Raw genomic sequence first — 24,633 nt, 5'->3', positions numbered from 1 at the left:
TCTTTCTTTTATTATGCAAGAATGAATGCAATTTTTCATCTTTTACCTACTATCATTCGACAAAATCCACTAAATATTGAATCACCAAAATAAAAGCTGAGTTAAACATGTCTGTTGATTTCCGTTCCAGGCACTTCGCTTTCCGCGGGCGTGCCGGGAAGCCTCCTCGTCGCTTTGCTCCTGCGGGGTCTCCCCTGCCACGTACTCCCGCAGGAGTCTTCGTGCCTTCCACTCCAATCAACAGAGTGCCAAAATCAAAATCAACATTAACCTTTAATACAGCCAAATAAAAAAGGCTGACACGTAAGGTTTATCCCTTTTGTCACGCCTTCTCTAATGATTTTAATCGTATAATTATTTATTATTCAGCAAGTGTATCTGCCTTTTTAGAAATCCGATACGTTAATTCACCGCTATAAATTTCCTCAAGTGCTTTACCCACATGCTTATGAGAAACATATTTTGGTAATCTTTCATCCTTAACTTGGGACATTACCCGCGCCCGCTTGGCAGCTACGGACACTAGTGAGTATTTAGAATCAATTTTTTCAAGCAACGAATCAATAGAAGGATATAACATCTTATTCAACCTCCAGCAATTTTTTATAGCGATGTTCTACACGTTCTCTGCGGCAATGTTCGGCAGTGACAATAGCTTTCACACGTTCACAAGCACGCTCCACTTGATCATTTTCAACGACATAATCATATAATTCCATCATTTCAATTTCTTCACGGGCAGACAACATCCGGTTTTGGATAATGTCATCAGTTTCTGTTCCCCTTGTCACAATCCGGTTCTTTAATTCGGATAAACTTGGCGGCATTAGGAATATAAATAAACCTTCAGGAAACTTTTCACGAACCTGACGGGCACCTTTTACTTCAATTTCTAAAAAGACGTCTTTTCCGGCATCTAATGTTTCACGAACATAGTCCACAGGAGTACCATAATAATTGCCGACAAATTCGGCATACTCTAACAGCTTTTCCTGCTTGATTAAATGTTCAAACTCTTCTCTTGACTTAAAAAAGTAATCAATTCCATCAATCTCCCCTTCTCGCGGTGAGCGGGTTGTCATCGAAATGGAATACTCAAAAGCTGTATCCGGATGTGAAAAAATCTCTTTCCGTACCGTTCCCTTTCCAACCCCAGATGGCCCAGAAAGCACAATTAACAATCCCTTTTCCTGCATTTTCAAAAATCCTACCCTTCATCAATTATTTCATCACGATCAGCTAAACGGTGTGCGACCGTTTCTGGTTGAACAGCTGATAGAATAACATGGTCACTATCCATAACAATTACTGCTCTTGTTCGTCTGCCGTATGTGGCGTCAATTAATGCACCACGGTCGCGGGCATCTTGAATAATTCTTTTTATTGGAGCAGATTCAGGGCTGACAATTGAAATAATTCGATTGGCAGAAACGATATTGCCAAATCCAATATTAATTAATTTAATCGACATGGTCTTCATCCAATCATTAATAATATATTTTGACCGTCTCAAACCATTTCTAAACAAGGTTCACTCGATATTTTGAACCTGTTCCTTCAACTTCTCGAGCAAACTTTTAATATCAACGACCTGTTTAGCAATGTTGGAGTCATTTGCTTTTGATCCAATCGTATTTGCTTCTCTGTTCATTTCTTGAACGATAAAGTCCAACTTTCTTCCAATTGGTTCTATACTTTGCAGGGTATGCAAGAACTGTTGAATATGGCTTTTTAAACGGGTAACTTCTTCATTAATATCTGCTTTATCAGCAAAAACGGCAACTTCCGTTAATATCCTAGTTTCATCTAATTGCCCATTAACGAATTCTTCCATCCTTTTTGTTAAGCGTTCTTTATATGATTGAACAACGAGGGGAGCGAATTTTTGAAGTTCCAGCACATTTATTTCTAACTGTGACAAGATAGCGAGCAAATCCTTTTTTAATTCTTCTCCTTCTGCCAATCGCATTTGTCTTAACAAATTGGCTGCTTCCTCTGTTGCTTCTAGAACTAGCCTTTCCAGCTCGTCATTGCCGATTTCACTTTCTTCAATATGTAAGAATTCACTACGACTAAGTAAATCCTGAAGTGTGACTATTCCTTCAACATGATACTTTTCACGTACCTGCTCGATGATTTGAGAATATTCATCCAGGAGTTTCCAGTCAACATGGACTTTTCGGGTTACACTTCCTTCACCCTCTAAGCTGACATAAACTTCAACTCTGCCACGGCGGATATACTGACTTAGTTTCTTTTTCAAACGATCTTCTATTTTTAATAGCTGCCTGGGCATTCGGATATTCATTTCACAAAAACGGTGGTTCACTGTTTTTATTTCTACATTTACAGAGAAAAGATCTGACTCTGCCTTAGCTCTTCCGAAACCCGTCATACTAGTTACCATTTTGTGCACATCCAATCTCCTGAAAAATTGATCTGCTCCCTAAATTTTTCAAAAAAGACAAAAGGTAATAGAGTGGAATCTATTACCTTTTGGATTATAACACACTTTATTTTGTTTTTCTTAACAAAAATGACCCAGCTAGTAAAAAAGTTGGAATCGATGATAACCCAACAATCAGTAACCAATCCTTTGCTGCGATCGGAAGTGTATGGAAGACTGGCTGTAACGGCTGGTAATATATAACAACCAGCATTAATACTAGTGACGATACCACCGCCCAAACAAGATATGGATTTCCAAAAGGATTTCTTGAAAGGACCGACTTTTCACTGCGGCAATCAAATACATGAATGAGCTGTGCCATTACGAGTGTAGCAAAGGCAACAGTTTGTGCATACTGCAACTGTGTTGGGTCGTTATGATAGACAACCATAAAGGACAACAAAGTTACAATCCCTATTAAGAAACCACGCGATACAACTTTCCAGCCTAACCCACGCGAAAAAACACCTTCATCTGGGCTGCGCGGCTTACGTTTCATCACATTTTCTTCTGGTCGGTCGAGTCCAAGTGCCATCGCTGGCAATCCATCTGTTACCAAATTAACCCATAGAATTTGGATAGGGATCAATGGAAGTGGAAGGGCTAAAACCATCGCAAACAACATCACCAAAATTTCGCCTACATTGGAAGCTAATAAGTAACGGACAAACTTCCGAATGTTTTCGTAAATATTTCTACCTTCAACTATCGCTGCCTTAATTGTTGCGAAGTTATCATCCAACAGAACTAGTGCAGATGCTTCTTTAGCAACATCTGTACCGGTTATTCCCATTGCCACTCCAATATCAGCTGCTTTAATGGCTGGAGCATCATTTACTCCATCACCCGTCATCGCAACAATATGGCCGCGATTTTGTAATGCTTTGACAATTTTCAGTTTATGCTCTGGCGATACCCTGGCGAAAACGGAAACATCATCAACGACTTCTTCCAATTCTTCGACAGACATTTGCGATAGGGCATTTCCATCAAGCACCTTACTCTTATTGGTTATGATTCCAAGTTGGGAGGCAATTGCTTTCGCTGTGATCACATGGTCACCGGTTATCATAACTGTTTTTATGCCTGCTTCCTTACATTCCTTGACCGCCTTTTTCACTTCCGGTCTTGGCGGGTCTATCATTCCTTGGATACCAATTAGGGTTAGATTCTTCTCTGCCTCATGCTCACTTAATATGACGGTGTTAGCCTGGATTGGTTTAAAGGCAATCGCAATCGTTCGAAGAGCCTGTGACGCAAGGCCGTTTATTGCCTCTTGTACTTTGGACTGTGTTTCTTTATTTAAAAATTGGGTTCTCTCGTCCCAAAGGACTGATTCACTAATTCCTAATAGGACATCTGGTGCCCCTTTGGTGACAATGAAATTCCGCCCCTGCTTGTCTTTTACATGGACACTCATCATTTTACGAGCAGAATCAAATGGGAATTCTTTAATAATTGTAAATTCATCTAATAATTTTGGACGATCAAAGCCTGCTTTCATGGCACTTACTAAAAGTGCTCCTTCAGTTGGATCTCCATCGAGAAAATAATCATCATCCCTGACAACTAAATCTGAATGGTTACATAACATCCCAAAAATCAGCATCTGCTGAAGTGCTTTTTCATCTTTAGGATTAATATTTCGTTCATTTCTATAAAAATTTCCTTGGGGTTGATAGCCGACCCCATCTACAGTCCAGGTTTGCCCCCCGCTCCAAAGGTGAGTAACGGTCATTTTGTTTTGCGTCATTGTTCCCGTTTTATCTGAACAAATGACCGATGCACAACCAAGTGTTTCAACCGCTGGAAGCTTCCTAACAATCGCATTTTTCTTAATCATTTTTTGGACACCAAGTGATAATGCTACTGTGACAATCGCTGGGAGACCTTCCGGAATGGCAGCAACAGCAAGTGAAACACCTGCTAAAAACATCTCATAGATGTCGTGTCCCCTTAAAACACCAACCACTACCACCAGAACAGTTAACAACAATGCGACAGTTATTAAAATTTTTCCCAATTGTTCTAAGCGCCGCTGTAATGGTGTTTCCTGAGTCTGTGCATTTTGAAGTAAATCTGCAATTTGCCCCATAGCTGTTTTCATTCCTGTTGCAATGACGACCCCAACACCGCTTCCCCTCGTGATCATTGTACCCATAAAGGCAATATTCTCCATGTCACCTATTCCAGGGTTTGGATTAGCTAATGATTCGGTATGTTTAGAAACAGGAACAGACTCACCGGTTAGGGCCGATTCTTCAATCTCTAAACTATTTGACTCAATTACCCTAACATCTGCACCAATTCGGTCTCCGCTAGTAAACTTCAAAACATCGCCAATAACAATTTCTTTCGATGGGATCTTGATCCACTGTCCATCCCGAAGCACTGAAACTTGTGGAGCAGATAATTCCTTTAAAGCCTGGAGTGATTTCTCCGCTCTTCTTTCTTGAAAGAAGCCGAGAAAGCCATTAATAATGACGATGGCGATAATCGCAATGGCATCAATGTATTCGCCAAGCAACCCAGATATCAGTGTAGCAGCAAGCAGCACTAAGACCATAAAATCCTTAAATTGACTAAAAAATAAGAGTAAAGCTGATTGCTTTTCTCCTTCGTCCAATTCATTTAGACCGTGCAGCTTCACCCGTTTTTTTACTTCTTCCTGCGATAATCCAGAAGAAAAGTCGGTTTCTAGGGCCTTTTCTACTTGATCTATCTTCATTTCATGGAATTTCATCCGACCATCTCACTTCCCCCTTTAAATGCCTATAAATACACACTCTTAAGAAAGCTTATTCAGGGTCGTCCCAAAAAATGCTATGATATAGTGAAAGTTAAAATAGATAATAAGTTAAAATAAGACAGTCTTTTTTTGGTAAGCTATAATTAATTCATATGAATGTAGTAAAGGATGTTTTCCATGTCATTTGATGGTTTATTTACAAAAGCAATGGTCGATGAACTTGTCCGTTCGTTAAAGGGTGGAAGGATTAATAAAGTTCATCAGCCCTATAAAAATGAAGTGATTCTCACCATTCGCGCCAATGGTGTAAATCAAAAACTGCTATTATCGGCGCACCCAAGCTATGCACGAGTTCAATTCACAGAAGAGGCATATGATAATCCAAGTGAGCCGCCAATGTTTTGTATGCTGCTCAGGAAACATATTGAGGGTTATATATTAGAGGATTTATATCAAAAAGAAACCGATCGGATGATTGTACTAGAAATTAAGGGACGGAATGAGATTGGGGATATTAGCTACAAGCAATTAATTATTGAAATTATGGGTAGACACAGCAATATTGTACTCGTTGATAAATCCCGGAATATCATTCTTGACAGCATCAAACATGTCTCCTTTGCAGTGAACAGCCACAGGGCGATTATGCCCGGACAGCCTTATGTTTTCCCTCCAGAACAGCATAAGCAAGATCCATTTCATTGTGATCAGGACGATCTATTAAGAAAGATTGATTACAATGCAGGGAAAATTGATCGCCAATTAGTTGAACAATTTGCTGGGATTTCACCACTATTCGCTAAGGAAGTAATATTCCAGAGTGGCCTTGCTAATCGTGCTACTGTCCCGGGAACGTTTATAAGTATGGTTAAAAAAGTTGCATCTGGTGATATTTTCCCCTCCATTATCTCGGCAGGCGGGAAGGACGCATTTTACTTATTTCCACTTGAGCATCTGAAAGGAGAAATAAAAACATATCCAACGTTAAGTGAAATGCTTGACCGCTTTTATTTTGGCAAAGCCGAAAGAGATCGGGTAAAGCAGCAAGGGAATGATATTGAACGATTTATTCATAATGAAAAAGAAAAGAATGAAAAGAAAATTGACAAACTGAACGTTACATTAAAAGAAGCTGAACGTGCGGAGCAATTTCAACGCTATGGGGAACTTTTAACAGCCAATTTATATGCAGCCAATAAAGGGATGCGTGAAATTGAAGTGCTCGATTATTATGATGAATTAGGTGGGACGATTATCATTCCACTAGACCCGCGGAAGACACCATCTGAAAATGCCCAAAAGTATTTTTCAAAATACCAGAAGGCAAAAAATGCAGTTGAAATTGTTATTGAGCAAATCGAGAAAGCCCAAGTTGAAGTTTCCTACTTTGATAATTTATTACAGCAAGTACAAGCTGCCTCCCCTAAAGATATTCAAGAAATTCGTGAAGAACTTGTGGAGGGCGGATATATTAGGGAACGGCAAAAGAAGAAACTGAAGAAGGCACAGAATGCCAAGCCTGTATTAGATCATTTTAAATCGAGCGATGGTACCGATATTATCGTTGGCAAAAATAATAAACAAAATGATTATTTAACCAATAAATTGGCAGCAAGGGATGAGATTTGGCTTCATACAAAAGATATCCCTGGCTCACACGTGGTAATTCGCAGCAAAGAACCATCTAGTGAAACGATTCGGGAAGCTGCCATTTTAGCCTCCTATTTTAGTAAGGCACGAAATTCCAGCTCTGTTCCTGTTGATTTTACAAAGGTTCGATTTGTAAAAAAACCTAGTGGGGCAAAGCCAGGATTTGTGATTTATGATAATCAGCAGACAATTTATGTCACGCCAGATGAGGAATTGGTACTTAAATTGAAGAAATAGTATGAAAAGAAGGCATCCACAAGGTCGTGGATGCCTTCTTTTTCTATTTATCAGCGTTAATTTCATTTTATCAGTGGAAATTCAATTTTATCAGCTTATCTCTGTTTCCAAAAACTTGTTGCTCCATTCAGCAGGGTTTTTGCTCCATAATAGGAGACTTTTCTGATCATCTCCCGTAACGATACCCTTAGAAATCGCTACTTCTATTAATGTTTCATAATCAGTCAGTGACTTACTCGTAATCTCGTTTTCCTGAAGCAGTTCTCTTCCCTTTTCAAGCCCATAGGTAAAAATGGAAACCACACCAAGTACATCACAACCTGCTTCCCTTAATGCTTGAACTGCTGTGATTACACTGCCGCCAGTTGAGATTAAATCTTCTACAACGACAACCTTTTGACCTGCCTCTGCTTTTCCTTCAATCTGATTGCCTTTACCGTGTCCTTTTGCTTTCGAACGAACGTAGCACATAGGAAGGTCCATTAAGTCACTGACCCATGCGGCATGAGGGATACCTGCGGTTGCTGTACCAGCAATAACTTCAGTTCCCGGAAAATTTTCTTCAATCAACTGCTGCAGCCCAGCAGCAATTGCTTTTCTTACCTCAGGATATGAAAGTGTTAAGCGATTATCACAATAGATTGGGGAACGAAGTCCTGATGCCCACGTAAATGGCTCCTCGGGCTTCAAGGCCACCGCATTGATGTCTAGTAATTTTTCTGCCATTAATTTTTTCATTGTGTTACTCCCTTCCATGCTTCCATCCATTGTTGATAACTTGTTAGCGGGTCTTGTGAACGGGTAATCGAGCGGCCAACAACAATCGCACTAACCCCCATTGTCCGTGCTGATTCAGGAGTTGTGATACGCTTTTGATCTCCTGCCTGATCTGAGGCCATCCGAATACCTGGACAAACCGTCAAAAACGATTGTCCGGCCTTTTCCTTAATCAAAGCAGCTTCCCATGCCGAGCAAACAACTCCATCTAAGCCTGCTTGTTTCGTTATAGAGGCATAATGAAGCACCGATTCCTTTAAGGAGACCGGAATAAGTTGTTCTTTTTGCATTTGTTCCTCTGATGTACTTGTTAATTGTGTTACTGCTATACAGTTAGGCCGTTTCCGTCCTGCAGGAGTACCTGCTTCTAAACCCTCCAGTGCTGCTCGCATCATGTCAATTCCACCTGCAGCATGAACATTTACCAAATCACACTCTAAACGTGCCAGACCCTTCATTGCACTTTTCACTGTATTTGGAATGTCATGAAGCTTTAAATCCAGGAAAATACGGTGACCTTGCTCTTTTAATTGATGAATAATCGAGGGGCCTACCTGGTAAAACAATTCCATCCCTACTTTTACAAAAAGCTCTTTACCAGCAAACGGCTTTAGAAATTGATTAACTTCGTTGACGCCGGGAAAATCAAGCGCGATGATTAGCGAGTTGTCCATGTTCCTTCCAGCTCCTTCCCGTACATTCACTGATGTGCTCAAATCCTAATTTTCCAAGCAGTTCAGGCAGTTCCTCAATGATCGTTGGACAAACAAATGGATCAACAAAATTGGCTGTGCCGACTGCGACCGCACTTGCTCCTGCATAAAAATACTCGATGACATCACTAGCCGTCTCAACACCACCCATACCGATGATTGGAATCCCGACCACCTGGCTGACTTCGTGAATCATCCGGATCGCCACTGGCTTAATTGCGGGTCCTGACAATCCACCGGTTCGATTGGCAAGAATCGGTTTGCCTGTTTTTAAATCAAGTCTCATTCCGATAAGAGTATTAATCATCGTCAATCCATCCGCACCACCTGCTTCAACAGCCTTTGCCATCTCAACGATATTTGTTACATTTGGCGACAGCTTCACATATACTGGTACCTCTGATACCTCTTTAACCTTACGGGTTAATTGTTTCGCTGTTTCAGGAATGGTTCCAAAAGCAATCCCGCCTGTTTTTACGTTTGGGCAGGAGATATTCAGTTCTAGCGCATGAACATTTGGAGCCTTTGAAATTTGACGGGCTACCTCTACGTAATCCTCTTCAAGTGATCCAGCCACATTTGCAATAATTGGGACATCGTACTGAGATAAAAAAGGAAGCTCTTCGCCAAGGACCTTTTCTAGTCCTGGATTTTGCAAGCCTATGGCATTTAACATGCCTGCAGAAGTTTCCGCAACACGTGGTGTTGCATTACCGAACCTTGGTTCTACTGTTGTCGCTTTAATCATAATGGCGCCAAGTACACTTAGATCATAGAACTGACTGTATTCTCTGCCAAATCCAAAACATCCAGATGCAGGCATGATTGGGTTTTTTAAGTTTAAGCCTGGTAATTCAACGTTTAAGCAACTCATATCAATACCTCCCCAGCTCGGAATACAGGACCATCACTGCAGACTTTTTTATAAGAAATTCCTGTCGGATCATCCTTCTTTTTACATACACACGCAAAGCAGGCACCGATGCCGCAGCCCATCCGTTCTTCTAACGATAAGAAAACTTTCTTATCTTGATAATTCTGCTCAATTGCTCTTAACATCGGAGTTGGTCCGCATGTATAGATACAATCAAACTGCAATTCTTTCATTACATCCGTCACAAAGCCCTTTCTACCATAAGAACCATCCACAGTTGCTACATAGGTTTCCCCATTTTTCGAAAATTCTTCTTCATAAAAAACAGCTGATACAGTCTGGAAGCCGAGCACATGGATGACTTTTACACCTTTTGCGACTAACTGATTTGACAGTTCATAAAGGGGAGGAACGCCAATTCCACCGCCGACAAGTAAGGCAGTATCTCCCATACTGACTTCTTCAACAGGAAAACCATTGCCTAGTGGACCAAGGATGTCGACATGCATCCCTGGTCGTAATTCTGATAGCATGGAAGTTCCTCTTCCATCTTTACGATAAATCATTGTTAAATTTTTCTGTTCATAATCGTACGAGGAAATACTAATTGGTCTGCGTAACAGTGGATCAAGGCCATTGGATACTTTAATATGGACAAATTGACCTGGCTCCGTTATTTGAGTAACTAACTCTCCTTCAATCGTCAGCTCATAGATATCTTCAGCTATTTCTTTTTGGCTGAGTACTTTGCATAACTCTTTTTGGATCATGCAAACACGGCCTCCTTTTTCATAGCGGCCATTGGTTCTGCTGAAAAATTCATCGATTCAATTACTTTTAAGATTGCATCAGCCGTGTCAAGTGAAGTTAAGCATGGAACTCCATTTTCAACAGCTTCGCGGCGAATTCTAAACCCGTCACGTTCAGGCTGTTTGCCTTTCGTTAAAGTATTAATAATGAACTGTGCCTCACCATGATGAATAACATCTAGTAATGTTTTACCCTCTGTACCAATTTTGCCGACAACCTTCACTCTTAGGCCTGCTTCTTCCAAGGCAGCCGCTGTTCCGCTTGTTGCCATTAAACCATAGCCGTTTGCAGAGAAACGTTTCGCAAGTTTTAAGGCTTCCTGCTTATCCTTATCTGCTACCGTAAACAATACGGTACCGAACTGCTGAATTTTCATACCTGAAGCAATTAAGCCTTTGTATAGGGCCTTTTCGAGGGTTACATCCTTACCCATGACTTCTCCAGTTGACTTCATTTCTGGCCCAAGCGTGATATCGACACTCTTCAGTTTGGCAAAAGAGAATACAGGAACCTTGACATATACTCCTTCTTTTTCAGTAACAAGACCTGGGATGTAGCCTTGGTGGAGAATCGATACTCCAAGAATCGCTTTTGTTGCGATTTTTGCCATTGGGATATTGGTAATTTTACTTAAGAATGGAACGGTACGACTCGATCTTGGATTTACTTCAAGTACGTATACTTGTTCACCCGCGAGCACATATTGAATATTTAGTAATCCAATAATATTTAACCCTTTCGCTAATTTCTCGGTATACTCCACAAGTGTTTGTTTCACTTTTTCACTGAGAGTTTGCGATGGGTAAACTGCAATCGAGTCACCTGAGTGGACTCCAGCTCGTTCGATATGTTCCATGATACCCGGGATTAGGACATTAGTGCCGTCACAGATGGCATCAACTTCAATTTCTTTCCCTGTTAAATATCGGTCAATCAAGACTGGATGCTCTGGATTCACTTTTACAGCGTTCTGCATATAGTAAAGAAGTTCTTCTTCATGATAAACAATTTCCATTGCTCTTCCACCAAGTACATAGGAAGGGCGGACAAGAACTGGATAACCGATATCTCTGGCGATCACAAGTGCCTGTTCTACTGACATAGCTGTTTTTCCTAATGGCTGTGGAATGTCTAATTGCACAAGTGCTTGTTCAAATTTATCACGGTTTTCAGCACGGTCTATGTCTTCTAAGCTTGTTCCTAGAATTTTCACGCCATTTTCTTCAAGTTTAGCCGCTAAGTTGATTGCGGTTTGTCCGCCAAACTGGACCACTACCCCCATTGGTTTCTCTAAGTCAATAATACTCATCACATCTTCAATGGTCAGTGGTTCGAAGTATAGCTTATCAGAAATACTGAAATCCGTTGATACTGTTTCTGGATTATTATTAATGATAATCGCTTCATAGCCTGCTTCTTTAATAGCCTTTACAGAGTGTACAGTCGCATAATCAAATTCAATGCCCTGGCCGATACGGATTGGACCGGATCCTAGAACAATGACACTATTTTTCTCTGTTACAATCGATTCGTTTTCATCTTCATATGTGCCATAGTAGTAAGGTGTTGCTGATTCAAATTCAGCTGCACAAGTGTCAACCATTTTATAAACTGGGATAATTCCGAGATTTTTTCTAGTAAGATAAATTTCTTTTTCAGTTGTATTCCAAAGCTGGGCGATCGTCTTATCCGTAAAGCCTTTTTGTTTTGCTTCAATGAAGATTTCTGTGTCAAACGGTTTGGCAGCAATTACTTTTTCAAGTTCGATAATTCCTTCCATTTTCTTCAAGAAGAATAAGTCGATTTTGCTCCATTCATGGATCGTCTCAATGGTTAATCCACGTTTTAACCCTTCTGCGATATAAAAGAGTCGTTCGTCTCCGGCTTTGCGAATCCGTTTCTCAAGTAAATCATCATTGATCTCTGCGGCGGCGTTTAATTCGAAATGATAAACCCCTGCCTCAAGGGAGCGGATTGCTTTCAAAAGAGATTCTTCAAATGTACGGCCGATCGCCATAATCTCTCCCGTTGCTTTCATTTGTGTCCCTAGGGAACGGTTACCTGATTCAAATTTGTCAAACGGCCATCTAGGTATTTTGGTTACGATATAATCTAGTGCCGGTTCAAAGCTTGCATAGGTTTTTCCTGTTACCGGATTTAACATTTCATCAAGTGTTAAGCCTACGGCGATTTTAGCTGCAAGCTTAGCAATCGGATAACCGGTTGCTTTTGACGCTAATGCCGAAGAACGGCTAACTCGTGGATTTACTTCAATAATATAGTAGTTGAAGCTGTATGGGTCTAATGCCAGCTGAACGTTACAGCCGCCTTCAATACCTAAGGCACGAATAATTTTTAATGAAACATTACGAAGCAGCTGGTATTCCCGATCGCTTAATGTCTGACTTGGTGCAACCACGATGGAATCACCAGTATGAACACCAACAGGATCGATGTTTTCCATATTACAAACCACAATGGCATTGTCATTTTTATCACGCATTACTTCGTATTCAATTTCCTTGAAACCAGCGATACTTTTTTCTAGCAGACATTGATTCACTGGGCTGTGTTTTAGTCCACTTGTAACAATTTCCTCGAGTTCCTCATCGGTATGACAGATACCTCCGCCTGTTCCTCCTAATGTAAACGCTGGTCGAACAATCACCGGGAAACCAATTTTTTCAACGAATGCTTTTGCCTCAGCTAATTCATGGATAATTTCGCTATCTGGAACTGGTTCGTTTAATTCATTCATAAGGCTTCGGAAAAGATCTCGGTCCTCTGCTTGGTTAATCGCTGAAAGTTTCGTACCAAGAATCTCTACTTCGCATTCAGCTAATACTCCGGATTTTGTTAACTCAACAGCCAGGTTAAGACCTGTTTGTCCGCCAAGTGTTGCAAGCAGCGCATCCGGACGTTCTTTACGAATGATTCTGCTGACGAATTCTACAGTCAAGGGCTCAATATAAACGGCATCCGCCATCTCTGTATCCGTCATGATGGTGGCCGGATTGGAGTTAACTAAAATAACACGGTAGCCTTCTTCTTTCAGAGCGATACATGCTTGGGCACCGGCATAGTCAAATTCTGCAGCCTGCCCAATGACAATTGGTCCTGAACCGATTACTAAAATGGAGTTGATATCTGTACGTTTAGGCATTTGCTGTAACCTCCTGTTTGTTCTTTTCCATCAAGTCAAGAAATTGATTGAATAAGCCGTTTGCGTCTTCTGGTCCTGGAGATGCTTCCGGATGATACTGAACTGTAAATGCTGGGTAATCCTGGTGTTTCAGTCCTTCGACTGTTCCGTCATTTACTGCAATGTGAGTAATTTCTAATCTTGTATTTTTAATGGATTCTTCCTCAACTGTATAGCCATGGTTTTGTGAAGTTATGGCAACTTTTCCTGTAGCAAGATCTTTAACAGGATGGTTGGAACCGCGATGACCGAACTTCATTTTTTCCGTATTAGCTCCGCATGCTAGGGCAAACAATTGATGACCTAAGCAAATTCCGAACAATGGTACCCTGCCTAATACTCCTTTTAACATATCAATCGCTTCTGGAACATCCTTTGGATCCCCAGGTCCATTTGAAAGCATGATTCCGTCTGGGCGCAACTGAAGGATTTCATCTGCTGTTGTATGATATGGGACAACGACCACATCACAATCCCGTTGGTTAAGTTCCCGTAAGATTCCGTGTTTCATTCCAAAATCGACTAGGACCACTCTCTTGCCGCGTCCTGGACTTGGGTAAGGATTTTTAGTAGAAACTTGTTTAACTTGGTTTGTTTGAAGCGGTGCTTTACGTAATTGAGCTAAAACCTCATTCGCATCCTTTTCAATGCTGCAGATAGCCCCTTTCAATGTTCCATATTGGCGGATAATCCGTGTTAATTTACGTGTATCAATCCCTGCAATCCCAGGAATCTTTTTCATGTCAAAGTATTCATCCAATGTATATTCATTTCTCCAGTTGGACGGGAAGTCTGCTGCTTCTTTTACAATCAATCCTTTAACAGCTGGATTGATGGATTCGAAATCGTCGCGGTTTATTCCGTAATTTCCGATTAGTGGATAGGTTAATGTCACAATCTGTCCGCAATAAGAAGGGTCAGATATAATCTCTTGATAGCCTGTCATCCCTGTATTAAAAACAACTTCACCAATTGTTTCCGTATCACTTCCAAAGCCTTTACCAATAAAAATGGTACCATCTTCTAATATAAGTTGTTTTTTCATACTAAGACACTCCCTTTTTCCCAAGCGATTTCTCCTTCAGCGATTGTCATTTCTGGCCAACCTTTACATTTCCAACCGCCAAATGGTGTATTTTTTCCTTTTGATAGGAATTCTTCTGTATTAATTTCACGTTCTTCTTCTAGGTTCAACAGTACTAAATCTGCTGGTGCTCCCACTTCGATTTTTCCGTATGGAAGTCCAAATGCTTCCGCTGGCTTAACGGTGAGGTAGTTGATTAACTCTTCAAGCGTCATAATTTCCTTTAGTACGAAGTGAGTATATAAAAGCGGGAAGGCTGTTTCGAGACCAACAATTCCGAATGGCGCAAGCGTCATTCCTTCTGCTTTTTCTTCTGCTGTATGTGGCGCATGATCTGTTGCAATGAAATCAATGGTTCCATCTAAGAGCCCTTCGATTAAGGCTTTGCGGTCTTCTGCAGCACGAAGCGGCGGATTCATTTTATAGTTTGCATCTAATCCTGGGATATCATCTTCAGATAATAATAAGTGATGAGGTGTTACCTCGGCTGTTACTTTTATTCCTGCCCGTTTAGCATCTCTAACTACCCGGACTGATTCTTTTGTACTGATATGGCAGACATGGTAATGACAGTCTGCTGCTTCAGCTAAGAGTACATCCCTAGCAATTTGAACGGATTCACATATAGATGGAATTCCATTTAATCCATGCTTCTTCGCAAATGTTCCATCATGGACAGACCCCTTGTTAATTAATGTGTTTTCTTCACAGTGAGCGACTATTGCCATATCAAGTGCCGCCGCTTTACGCATTGCTTCAAGCATCATCGCAGCTGACTGCACACCTACTCCGTCATCCGTAAAGGCAAATGCGCCACTAGCTTTCAAGCCCTCAAAATCCGTTAACTCCTGACCCAACTGGCGGATTGTGATGGACGCATACGGCAATACCCTAACCTTCGCTGTATCCTTAATGCGCTTTTGTAAGTCCTCCATGTTGTTAATGGTGTCAGGCACCGGTCTTGTGTTAGGCATGTTGGCAATAGTGGTAAATCCGCCTCTTGCTGCGGCGGCTGTTCCGGTTGCGATGGTTTCCTTTTTTTCTCCACCTGGTTCACGGAGGTGGACATGCAGGTCGATAAAGCCTGGTGCCACTAATTTTCCTTCCGCGTCGACGGTCCGATCCACAACCGCAGTGATTTGTGTTTCAATTTTTGTAATCTTTCCATCTTCTATTAATAGATCAGCCTGTTTCTTTTCTCCCTTAGATGCTATGTAACATGCGTTCTGAATAAGTATTTTCATGTTGTTTTCCTCCTTCAAGATTTTCGATTGATCTCTTGATTGCTGCCATTCTTACATACACACCGTTTTCCATTTGCTTAAAGATTCTTGATCGCTTGCACTCGACAAGACTATCTGCTATTTCTACATTTCTATTTACAGGAGCAGGATGCATGATGATGCTCCCCTGCTTCATCATCTTTTCTCTTTCAATCGTAAGACCATATTGCTTGTGGTATTCATTTGCCGTAAAACTGCTCTTTTGTTGATGCCGTTCATGTTGTACACGGAGAAGCATGACGACATCTGCTTCTTGGATGGCCAAATCAATCGGCCTATACCTCGATATATCCGTGCTCCGAGTATCGAACCATTCTTCTGGACCGGAAAAAGTCACTTCTGCACCCAGCCTTGTTAAAACATCGGCATTGGAACGTGCCACCCTACTGTGACGAATGTCACCGATAATAGAAATTTTCAAGCCTGCGAATTGGTCAAACTCCTGCTGGATCGTCAGTAGATCAAGAAGTGATTGTGTCGGATGATGCCCGCACCCATCCCCGCCATTAATGATTGGCGTGTTAACTTTTCCGACCAATTCATCAAAATAGCGGTCCTGACCGTGTCGAATGACAATGGAATTGACACCAATGGATTCTAATGTTTTTACTGTATCGTAAAGTGTTTCCCCTTTTTGGACACTTGAAGTAAGCACTTCAAACGGAATTACCTCTAATCCTAATCTTCTTTGGGCCACTTCAAAGCTGCTCTTTGTTCTTGTGCTCGGTTCAAAAAATAGATTGGCAGTAAACATTTGTCTGTCCGGACGCCATTGCATTCCGTTTTTAAAGTTATGAGCATCTGTTAAGATTTGATAAATCTCTTCCACCTTTAATTCGTTCGTGGTTAGTAAATGATTTAACATCCATCATCCGCCTCTCTCATTTTGGATAAAAAACACCCTGACCAGAAGTCAAGGGTGCAAGAAATACAAACTTAATCCATGCGTTATCATACATGGTACTAAGCTTACACCCTTATAAACCTCTCTGGATTTCTTTAAAGAGTTGAAACTTATTTATGCAGTTTTCCGTTTATCAGTGGATTCCTCCAGCATATTTTCATCCGCTGGTTCTCTTCCAGGAAGAATGAGGTTTAACAATACACCGCAAATAGCTGCTAGGGCCATCCCCTGGATTTGTAATGATTCTGATACTTTTATCACTGCTCCACCAATGCCAACTACCAAGATGACAGATGAAATGACTAGGTTACGCTTGTTACCAAAATCAATTTTGCTATCCACCAGCATTCGTAAACCAGAGGAAGCAATGATTCCGAAAAGAAGGATTGAAACGCCGCCCATTACCGGTGTTGGAATGGTGCTGATTAAAGCAGTTATTTTTCCAATAAAGCCAAAGATGATGGCGAAGATTGCTGCACCAGCAATGACATACACACTATAAATTCGAGTAATTGCAAGGACACCGATGTTTTCACCATAAGTGGTTTTTGGCGGTCCGCCAATCAGAGCGGAAATCATCGTTGCTGTTCCATCCCCTAGGATTGAGCGGTGTAAGCCCGGTTCTTTAATATAATCCCGGCCGACTACCTTACTTAGCACCAACTGATGTCCGATGTGCTCTGATAATGTTACAATTGCAACTGGGACCATTAACAAGACTAAATCCCAAGTGAATTTTACTTTATAACTTACAAACGGAATGATAAATTCAGGCATTTCAAACCATTTAGCCTCTAAAACTGGTTTAAAATCGACCACTCCAACCACTAGTGCGTAGATATATCCGACAATAATCCCTGCTAAGATTGGGATCATACTTAACATTTTTTTTGCATATATCGAAAAGATAATTGTTGCTATTAGCGTGACAAGGGCTACCGAAAAATGAAGCATGCTGTATTTTCCACTCACAGGATTATTCATCGCCATATTCACAGCAGTTCCAGATAGAGCTAATCCGATGACAATAATAACTGGTCCAACAACAATTGGCGGGAGAAGATTCATAATCCAGCGATGACCTGCCTTGCTGATGATTAGTGAAACCAGTCCGTATACAAGTCCTGCGATGAATGTACCGACCATGGCACCGCCTGGTCCCCCAGCTGCTTTAGCGGCAATTACAGGTGCAATAAAGGCAAAGGATGAGCCCAAGTAAGCTGGAACTTGGAATTTAGTTATTAATAGAAAGGCTAATGTGCCAAGTCCACTTGATATAAGTGCAATCGCCGGGCTTAATCCAACAAGGTATGGTACCAATATTGTGGCTCCAAACATGGCGAATAAGTGCTGTAAACTTAATGTAATCCATTGGAAGGGTTTAGGAATCTCTTTTACGTCTAGGATAGGTTTATTGTTCATTATGAATTCCCCCATTTTGCTATATTGCTTTTCTTTAGTATCTTATTTTTTTCATAAAAAAAACCTCTTTGTCCGTGAGGGTACAAAGAGGGTATGGACATGCCTAAATAAGTATATTTCGGCATATTCCCCTTTGTTAGCCTCACAGGACTACTTTTAAAAGGGTAACTATTTATTTTTCAAAAATACTGACTTGATCGACCTGATCCACATCTGCTAATTGAACAACAATTTTTTCCTCACTTGAGGTAGGAATGTTTTTTCCCACATAGTCTGCTCGGATGGGAAGTTCCCGGTGTCCGCGGTCCACTAAAACCGCCAGTTGAATGACCGCAGGTCGTCCTATATCCATTAAGGCATCCAGTCCAGCTCTGACTGTTCTCCCCGTATAGAGAACATCATCAACCAGTATCACTTTTTTATTATTTATCCCCACCGGAATATCAGATCCTTTAACCAGTGGTTCTTGATTATCAGTTTTCTTTGTTAAATCGTCTCGATAAAGGGTAATATCTAACTCCCCAACAGCTATTGCTTTCCCCTCAATTTCTTCAATTTTGGCTGCAAGTCGATTAGCCAAATATATGCCCCTCGTTCGAATACCAACCAAAATACAATCATCTATACCTTTGTTTTTTTCAATAATTTGATGGGCGATTCTTGTCAGGGCCCTGCCAATAGATTGTTCATCAAGGACAACTGCTTTTTGGTTCATACTACACCTTCTTCTTTTGTAAAAATAAAAAACCTCTCACCCAATTTTGGCGAGAGGTCAACAAGTTAATTTACAGATATTGGGTACAGTTCCCCCATTATCTTAACCGTTTCCTTCTCAGCCTCACGGGACTGATTTAAAGGCTTATTAAGCTAAAATCATCTTACTTGAAATCACCGACTATGTCAACGATTATTTCGAAGCTGATTGAGTAATGACTCGATATCTTCTGGCAGTGGTGCTTCAAATTCTAGATATTCGTTTGTTCTAGGGTGGTTAAAACCAAGCACACCTGCATGTAATGCTTGTCCGTTTATATCGAGTGTCTTTTTCGGTCCATATTTTGGATCTCCAGCAAGCGGGTAGCCAATATATTTCATATGAACACGAATTTGGTGTGTTCTGCCGGTTTCTAATTGACATTCTACGAATGTAAAATCTTTATAGCGTTCAAGCACATGAAAGTGTGTGACCGCATGTTTGCCATGATCAACGACGGTCATGCTTTGCCGGTCTTTAGTATCCCTGCCAAGTGGAGCATCAACAGTTCCAAAATCATGGGGAATGACTCCATGTACAATCGCTTTATATTTACGGGTAACGGATTTGGCCACTAACTGATTGACAAGACTCTCGTGAGCCAAATCATTTTTAGCTACCATTAATAAGCCGGACGTATCCTTATCGATTCGATGAACAATACCAGGTCTTAACACACCGTTAATCCCTGATAAATCCTTACAGTGAAACATTAATCCATTGACCAATGTTCCTGACATGTGACCCGGTGCGGGGTGAACGACCATACCCCTCGGCTTATTTACCACCAAAACGTCACTGTCTTCATAGTAAATGTCTAAATTAAGATCTTCTGGGACCACATCTAACTCTTCAGGGTCCGGTATCGTAATTTCAATTTGATCGTTCAAGCTACATTTATAATTTGTTTTAATTTGTTGTCCGTTCACCGTAATATTGCCTTCTTTAATCCATTGCTGTACTTGAGTTCTTGACCATTCCTCATCAAGACCAGAGATCACCTTATCAATTCGATCCCCTTTTTGCTCCTCAAGAATGATGTGTTCCATTTTCTCCATATGATTTCTCCTTTGTTTCTCTCTCTTCTAGCAACATTTGAATCATTAACAAGATGACCCCAATAACTAACGCTGAATCCGCGATGTTAAAGACAGGGAAATTATAGCCAAAAACATACGTATGAATGAAATCAACAACTTCCTTGCGAATGACACGGTCAATAAAGTTTCCAATCGCTCCTCCAAGCATTAATGCCAAAGATACACCAAGCATCCATTTCCCTCTTGCAGCTTTGTACAGATAATACATAATGCCGACGATAACAATTATCGTAATAACGTAAAATAGCCACATTTGTCCTTGTAATATTCCCCACGCCGCACCACGATTTCGATGGGAAGTAATATAGAAAATATTATCAATGATAGGAATACTTTCTCCTAGATACATTTTGCTTACAATAAGCCATTTCGTAATTTGATCTAATAAAATAACAAAAAGTGCGATTAAGTAATAAAACACTAAGAAATACCCCCACATCAACCTAGACTAAACTAATCAGTCTAGAAGCTTTCGCTTATCATACTTCTTAAGCATTTTAGCACACTTTATCGCGAAACGAAAATGTAACTTGATGAAAATGATTAGTAAATCGGTTTTTTGTAATAATGCAGTAAGTACTCTGAATCCTTTACTGACTTTATAGTAGGAATCATCTGTAATAATTCATTAGGCAAAAATTCTCCAGAGATTTCGCATTGCCCAAAGTTTCCATTTTCAAGTTTTCGAATTGCTGTATTAATATCTGATAATTCCTCTTCTAAGACGGCAGTAAACCAATCCTGCTTTGGTTTGTTTTTTAACGAATATTCAATTTCTTCTTTCGTATGACGGAGTTCCAAAAACAGCTGTTCCTGCGTGGCATTCATAGTTGTTACCTCCGTGTTTTATTTGTCTTATTATTTCCGCCAAGCAAATAACCGACTCGGAAAAACATTTGACAACAACTACAACAATTAACGGAGAAGGAAAAATTTAAAAGCCCTATGCATTAGCACAGGGCTTTCAGATTAATTATGAGTATAGTTAGCTTTTACTACTTCAGCACAACGTGGGCAAAGTGTTGGGTGTTCTGGATCTTGACCTACTTCTGGTGTTACAATCCAGCAACGCTCACATGTTTCACCCTCGGCTTTAGTTATAACAATAGCCGCAGTTTCTAATTTAATTGCATTATCAGGGGCTTCCTCATAGGTTCCTGCCACTTCAAAGCCTGAGATAATAAAGAGCTGTTTCATATTTTCTTCAATTGAGTCTAATAACGCTTTTGATTTTTCATTAACATAAAGTGTAACTTTGGCAGTTAACGACTTCCCAATCACTTTTTGATTACGTGCTTCCTCAAGTGCCTTTAACACATCATCACGAAGAATCATAAATTCAGTCCACTTTTCATCTAAAGCTTGAGCATTTGGTAGTTCCTGATACTCAGGTAGATCTGTTAACTGGACACTTTCTTCGGTTGCATCAGGGATAAAATTCCACACTTCATCCGCAGTGTGTGAAAGAATTGGTGAAACTAATTTTGTTAAAGCAAGCAGCGATTCGTATAACACCGTCTGGATTGCACGTCGCTCATGATTATCTGTCGCTTCAATATAAAGAACATCTTTCGCAAAATCCAAATAAAATGAACTTAAATCAAGAGTACAGAAATTATTTATCGCATGATAGATGCCTGCGAATTCATAGTTTTCATAGGCATTGCGAACATTTTTAATCAACTTATTTAATTTAACGAGCATAAATTGGTCGACTTCACGGAGATCTTCATATCGCACTTTATTTGCTGGAGTAAAATCAGCTAAATTTCCTAATAAGAAACGGAAGGTGTTACGAATTTTCCGATAAACCTCTGCGACCTGCTTTAAGATTGCGTCTGAAACACGAACATCCGCTTGATAATCAACTGAAGCAACCCAAAGGCGTAAAATATCTGCACCTAACTGATTCATGACTTTCGCAGGGATAACGACATTTCCGATGGACTTACTCATCTTCCTGCCTTCTCCATCAAGCGCAAACCCGTGGCTTAATACTCCTTTATATGGTGCCTCACCTGTCACGGCTACAGCAGTAGATAATGACGAGTTAAACCAGCCTCGATACTGGTCCGATCCTTCAAGATACAGATCAGCTGGACGAACTAAATCATCTCTTTCAAGCAAAACAGCTTGATGGGAAGATCCTGAATCAAACCACACATCCATGATATCTGTTTCCTTAGTAAATATACCATTTGGACTTCCTGGGTGGGTAAAGCCGGCAGGTAGTAATTCTTTTGCCTCACGTTCAAACCATACATTCGAACCAAATTCACGGAATAAATCTGAAACATGATTAATCGTTTCATCTGTAATGATTTCTTCGCCAGTTTCTGCATAGAAAACAGGAATTGGTACTCCCCAGACACGTTGACGAGAAATACACCAGTCACCGCGGTCACGAACCATATTAAATAATCGCGTTTCACCCCAAGCAGGAATCCATTTTGTTTCCTTGACTGCATCTAGTAATTCATTACGGAAATCTTTAATAGATGCAAACCATTGTGCTGTCGCTCGATAGATTACCGGTTTCTTCGTTCTCCAATCGTGTGGATAAGAATGGGTAATAAACGAAAGTTTGAGCAATGCACCTGCATCTTCTAATGCTTGTGTGATTGGTTTATTAGCTTTATCGTAAAATAACCCTTCAAAACCTGGCGCTTCACTCGTCATCACACCTTTATCATCAACAGGGCATAGGACATCTAAACCATATTTTTGGCCTACGTAAAAGTCATCTTCCCCGTGACCTGGTGCTGTGTGGACACAGCCAGTACCTGCATCTGTTGTTACATGTTCTCCTAACATCACCAATGAATCCCGGCCATAAAGCGGATGGACAGTTAAAATATTCTCTAAATCATTTCCTTTTACCTTTTTAACAACGGTTAATTCTTCCCAGCCAATTTCCTTCGAAACAGATTCGAGAAGAGCCTCAGCAACTAGATATTTGTTTCCATTTGCTTCAACCACAACATATGTTAGGTCCGGATGTACAGAAATACCTAAGTTCGCCGGAATTGTCCAAGGAGTTGTTGTCCAGATAATAATTTGGGTATCTGCATCTAGTACACCTTTTCCATCCTTCACCTTAAAGCCTACATAAATCGAAGCGGATTTTTTGTCTTGGTATTCAATCTCTGCTTCAGCAAGTGCAGATTCACTTGATGGTGACCAATAGACAGGCTTAAGTCCTTTATAAATATAACCTTTCTTAGCCATTTCACCGAAGACTTTAATTTGCTGTGCTTCATAGGCGGGCTTTAAGGTAATATAAGGGTTTTCCCAGTCACCGCGGACACCCAGACGTTTAAATTGTTCACGCTGATTGTCAATTTGCTCGAGTGCATACTTAGTACAAAGTTGACGGAATTCTGCAACCGTCATTTCTTTACGTTTCACACCTTTATTCGTTAACGCTTGCTCGATTGGTAGACCATGTGTATCCCAGCCTGGTACGTATGGTGCATGGAAACCGCTCATGGATTTATAGCGGACAATCATATCTTTTAAAATTTTATTAAGGGCATGCCCCATATGGATGTCACCATTGGCATATGGAGGACCATCATGTAATACAAACATCGGACGTCCTTTAGTCCGTTCTTGAACTTTTTTGTAAATATTCAACTCTTCCCATTTTGCCTGAATCTCAGGCTCTCTTTGTGGAAGATTGCCACGCATCGGAAATTCAGTTTGCGGCATTAATAACGTATTTTTATACTCCATTTTTTCTTCCTCCTGTAATCCTCTTCATATAACAGAATAGCCAATAGACAAATAAAAAAACCCTCTCATCCCAAAATAGGGACGAGAAGGTTTTATTCCCGCGGTACCACCCTGATAGATAGTTCGAATCAAATCGACTATCCTCTTTAGCATTCGTAACGTGAATAACACGCCTAAGCCTACTAGCCTTAAATTAGGAAGTTCAGCTTTGGAACTCAAGGGTGATCTTCAATTTTTCAACTTTACCAGGCTTCCACCACCCCTGACTCGCTAAAAAAGTCCTAGAAAAATTATACTGTCCCTATCATCGTCATTGACCATTCTTTATAACTGTTAAGAAATTATATGCTATAAAAACGCTTTTCGTCAAGCTAATGAATCTTCTTCTTCATGAACTTTTAGTTCTGTTGCATCTACCTCATATTCTAATAAGTGATCCCAATCATCGGTATTTAACATATCAAGCTGGGCCTCAATCAACATTTTAAAACGTGTACGGAATACTTTTGACTGCTTTTTTAAATCCTCGATTTCAAGAGCAATCTTTCTTGCTTTTGAAAGTGATTCATTGACAATCCGATCCGCATTTTTTTCCGCTTCCTTAATAATCAACTTTGCTTCCTTTTGAGCATTCCTTTTAACATCCTCACCCGCTTCTTGCGCAATGATGATTGATTTATTTAAAGTTTCTTCAATCGTAACAAAGTGACCAAGTCGCTCATTCATATCATTCAAGCGTTCTTCCAATTCTTTTTTTTCTCTAAGTACTAATTCATAATCCTTGATAACCTGGTCGAGAAACTCGTTTACCTCATCCTCATCATATCCTCTAAAACCCTTATTAAACTCCTTATTGTGAATATCCAACGGTGTTAACGGCATGAATGCCA

The 24,633-nt window shown here is 40.5% G+C and carries 22 protein-coding genes and 1 other annotated feature; of the genes, 1 reads left to right on the top strand and 21 read right to left on the bottom strand.

Annotated elements, in window-relative coordinates; genetic code table 11:
* Positions 1-52: 52 nt before the first annotated feature.
* The 6 genes from ACE198_RS04240 to ACE198_RS04215 form a co-directional block, all read right to left on the bottom strand.
* Positions 53-286, bottom strand: coding sequence for a hypothetical protein (locus tag ACE198_RS04240; RefSeq protein WP_251456136.1), 234 nt, complete (start codon positions 284-286; stop codon positions 53-55).
* Between the two features lie 75 nt (positions 287-361).
* The gene (gene rpoZ, locus ACE198_RS04235; RefSeq protein WP_098572707.1) at positions 362-580 is read right to left on the bottom strand and encodes a DNA-directed RNA polymerase subunit omega; all 219 of its coding nucleotides are present in this window, start codon (positions 578-580) and stop codon (positions 362-364) included.
* Between the two features lies 1 nt (position 581).
* On the bottom strand, positions 582-1,196 hold the full coding sequence (gmk, locus tag ACE198_RS04230) for a guanylate kinase (protein WP_098572744.1): 615 nt from the start codon (positions 1,194-1,196) through the stop codon (positions 582-584).
* 11 nt (positions 1,197-1,207) lie between these two features.
* Positions 1,208-1,471: an extracellular matrix/biofilm regulator RemA gene (gene remA / locus ACE198_RS04225; RefSeq protein ID WP_026566410.1), complete on the bottom strand. Its 264-nt coding sequence runs from the start codon at positions 1,469-1,471 to the stop codon at positions 1,208-1,210.
* A 60-nt stretch (positions 1,472-1,531) separates the two neighbouring features.
* Positions 1,532-2,407, bottom strand: coding sequence for a YicC/YloC family endoribonuclease (locus ACE198_RS04220; protein ID WP_375374856.1), 876 nt, complete (start codon positions 2,405-2,407; stop codon positions 1,532-1,534).
* Between the two features lie 106 nt (positions 2,408-2,513).
* Positions 2,514-5,192: a calcium-translocating P-type ATPase, SERCA-type gene (locus ACE198_RS04215; protein ID WP_375374787.1), complete on the bottom strand. Its 2,679-nt coding sequence runs from the start codon at positions 5,190-5,192 to the stop codon at positions 2,514-2,516.
* Positions 5,193-5,375: 183 nt separating this feature from the next.
* Between ACE198_RS04215 and ACE198_RS04210 the strand changes: the two genes are divergently transcribed.
* Positions 5,376-7,085, top strand: coding sequence for an Rqc2 family fibronectin-binding protein (locus tag ACE198_RS04210; protein WP_375374786.1), 1,710 nt, complete (start codon positions 5,376-5,378; stop codon positions 7,083-7,085).
* Between the two features lie 90 nt (positions 7,086-7,175).
* Here ACE198_RS04210 and pyrE read toward each other — a convergent pair whose 3' ends face one another.
* The 15 genes from pyrE to ACE198_RS04135 form a co-directional block, all read right to left on the bottom strand.
* Positions 7,176-7,823 (bottom strand): orotate phosphoribosyltransferase, encoded by a 648-nt coding sequence (gene pyrE / locus ACE198_RS04205; RefSeq protein WP_375374785.1) that lies wholly within the window; start codon positions 7,821-7,823, stop codon positions 7,176-7,178.
* Positions 7,820-8,536, bottom strand: coding sequence for an orotidine-5'-phosphate decarboxylase (gene pyrF / locus ACE198_RS04200; protein ID WP_375374784.1), 717 nt, complete (start codon positions 8,534-8,536; stop codon positions 7,820-7,822). The genes pyrE and pyrF overlap by 4 nt, the downstream gene beginning before the upstream one ends.
* On the bottom strand, positions 8,508-9,449 hold the full coding sequence (locus ACE198_RS04195; RefSeq protein WP_375374783.1) for a dihydroorotate dehydrogenase: 942 nt from the start codon (positions 9,447-9,449) through the stop codon (positions 8,508-8,510). Before ACE198_RS04195 ends, pyrF begins: the two co-directional genes overlap by 29 nt.
* Complete coding sequence (locus ACE198_RS04190) at positions 9,446-10,219, bottom strand: dihydroorotate dehydrogenase electron transfer subunit (protein ID WP_375374782.1); 774 nt, start codon at positions 10,217-10,219, stop codon at positions 9,446-9,448. The genes ACE198_RS04195 and ACE198_RS04190 overlap by 4 nt, the downstream gene beginning before the upstream one ends.
* The gene (gene carB, locus ACE198_RS04185; protein ID WP_375374781.1) at positions 10,216-13,422 is read right to left on the bottom strand and encodes a carbamoyl-phosphate synthase large subunit; all 3,207 of its coding nucleotides are present in this window, start codon (positions 13,420-13,422) and stop codon (positions 10,216-10,218) included. Before carB ends, ACE198_RS04190 begins: the two co-directional genes overlap by 4 nt.
* Entirely contained in the window at positions 13,415-14,506 is a 1,092-nt protein-coding gene (locus ACE198_RS04180; protein ID WP_375374780.1) for a carbamoyl phosphate synthase small subunit, read from the bottom strand. Before ACE198_RS04180 ends, carB begins: the two co-directional genes overlap by 8 nt.
* On the bottom strand, positions 14,503-15,789 hold the full coding sequence (locus ACE198_RS04175; RefSeq protein WP_375374779.1) for a dihydroorotase: 1,287 nt from the start codon (positions 15,787-15,789) through the stop codon (positions 14,503-14,505). The genes ACE198_RS04180 and ACE198_RS04175 overlap by 4 nt, the downstream gene beginning before the upstream one ends.
* Positions 15,749-16,693 carry an aspartate carbamoyltransferase catalytic subunit gene (locus ACE198_RS04170; RefSeq protein ID WP_375374778.1) on the bottom strand — a complete coding sequence of 315 codons (945 nt, stop codon included), beginning with the start codon at positions 16,691-16,693 and terminating at the stop codon, positions 15,749-15,751. Before ACE198_RS04170 ends, ACE198_RS04175 begins: the two co-directional genes overlap by 41 nt.
* Before the next feature lie 153 nt (positions 16,694-16,846).
* Positions 16,847-18,154, bottom strand: coding sequence for a solute carrier family 23 protein (locus tag ACE198_RS04165; protein WP_375374777.1), 1,308 nt, complete (start codon positions 18,152-18,154; stop codon positions 16,847-16,849).
* A 172-nt stretch (positions 18,155-18,326) separates the two neighbouring features.
* Positions 18,327-18,869: a bifunctional pyr operon transcriptional regulator/uracil phosphoribosyltransferase PyrR gene (pyrR, locus tag ACE198_RS04160; RefSeq protein ID WP_098572695.1), complete on the bottom strand. Its 543-nt coding sequence runs from the start codon at positions 18,867-18,869 to the stop codon at positions 18,327-18,329.
* Between the two features lie 185 nt (positions 18,870-19,054).
* The gene (locus tag ACE198_RS04155) at positions 19,055-19,966 is read right to left on the bottom strand and encodes an RluA family pseudouridine synthase (protein ID WP_098572694.1); all 912 of its coding nucleotides are present in this window, start codon (positions 19,964-19,966) and stop codon (positions 19,055-19,057) included.
* Entirely contained in the window at positions 19,938-20,447 is a 510-nt protein-coding gene (gene lspA / locus ACE198_RS04150; RefSeq protein ID WP_285850877.1) for a signal peptidase II, read from the bottom strand. Before lspA ends, ACE198_RS04155 begins: the two co-directional genes overlap by 29 nt.
* 104 nt (positions 20,448-20,551) lie before the next feature.
* Complete coding sequence (locus ACE198_RS04145; RefSeq protein ID WP_098572692.1) at positions 20,552-20,836, bottom strand: hypothetical protein; 285 nt, start codon at positions 20,834-20,836, stop codon at positions 20,552-20,554.
* 141 nt (positions 20,837-20,977) lie between these two features.
* Positions 20,978-23,743, bottom strand: coding sequence for an isoleucine--tRNA ligase (gene ileS, locus ACE198_RS04140; protein ID WP_375374776.1), 2,766 nt, complete (start codon positions 23,741-23,743; stop codon positions 20,978-20,980).
* 74 nt (positions 23,744-23,817) lie between these two features.
* Positions 23,818-24,060: a binding site (T-box leader), on the bottom strand.
* A gap of 49 nt (positions 24,061-24,109) precedes the next feature.
* The gene (locus ACE198_RS04135) at positions 24,110-24,625 is read right to left on the bottom strand and encodes a DivIVA domain-containing protein (protein WP_026566392.1); all 516 of its coding nucleotides are present in this window, start codon (positions 24,623-24,625) and stop codon (positions 24,110-24,112) included.
* Positions 24,626-24,633 lie beyond the last annotated feature (8 nt).

Source organism: Neobacillus sp. KR4-4, assembly GCF_042136325.1.
Taxonomy (GTDB): domain Bacteria; phylum Bacillota; class Bacilli; order Bacillales; family Cytobacillaceae; genus Neobacillus.
This window is presented reverse-complemented; position numbering and strand designations above follow the sequence as displayed.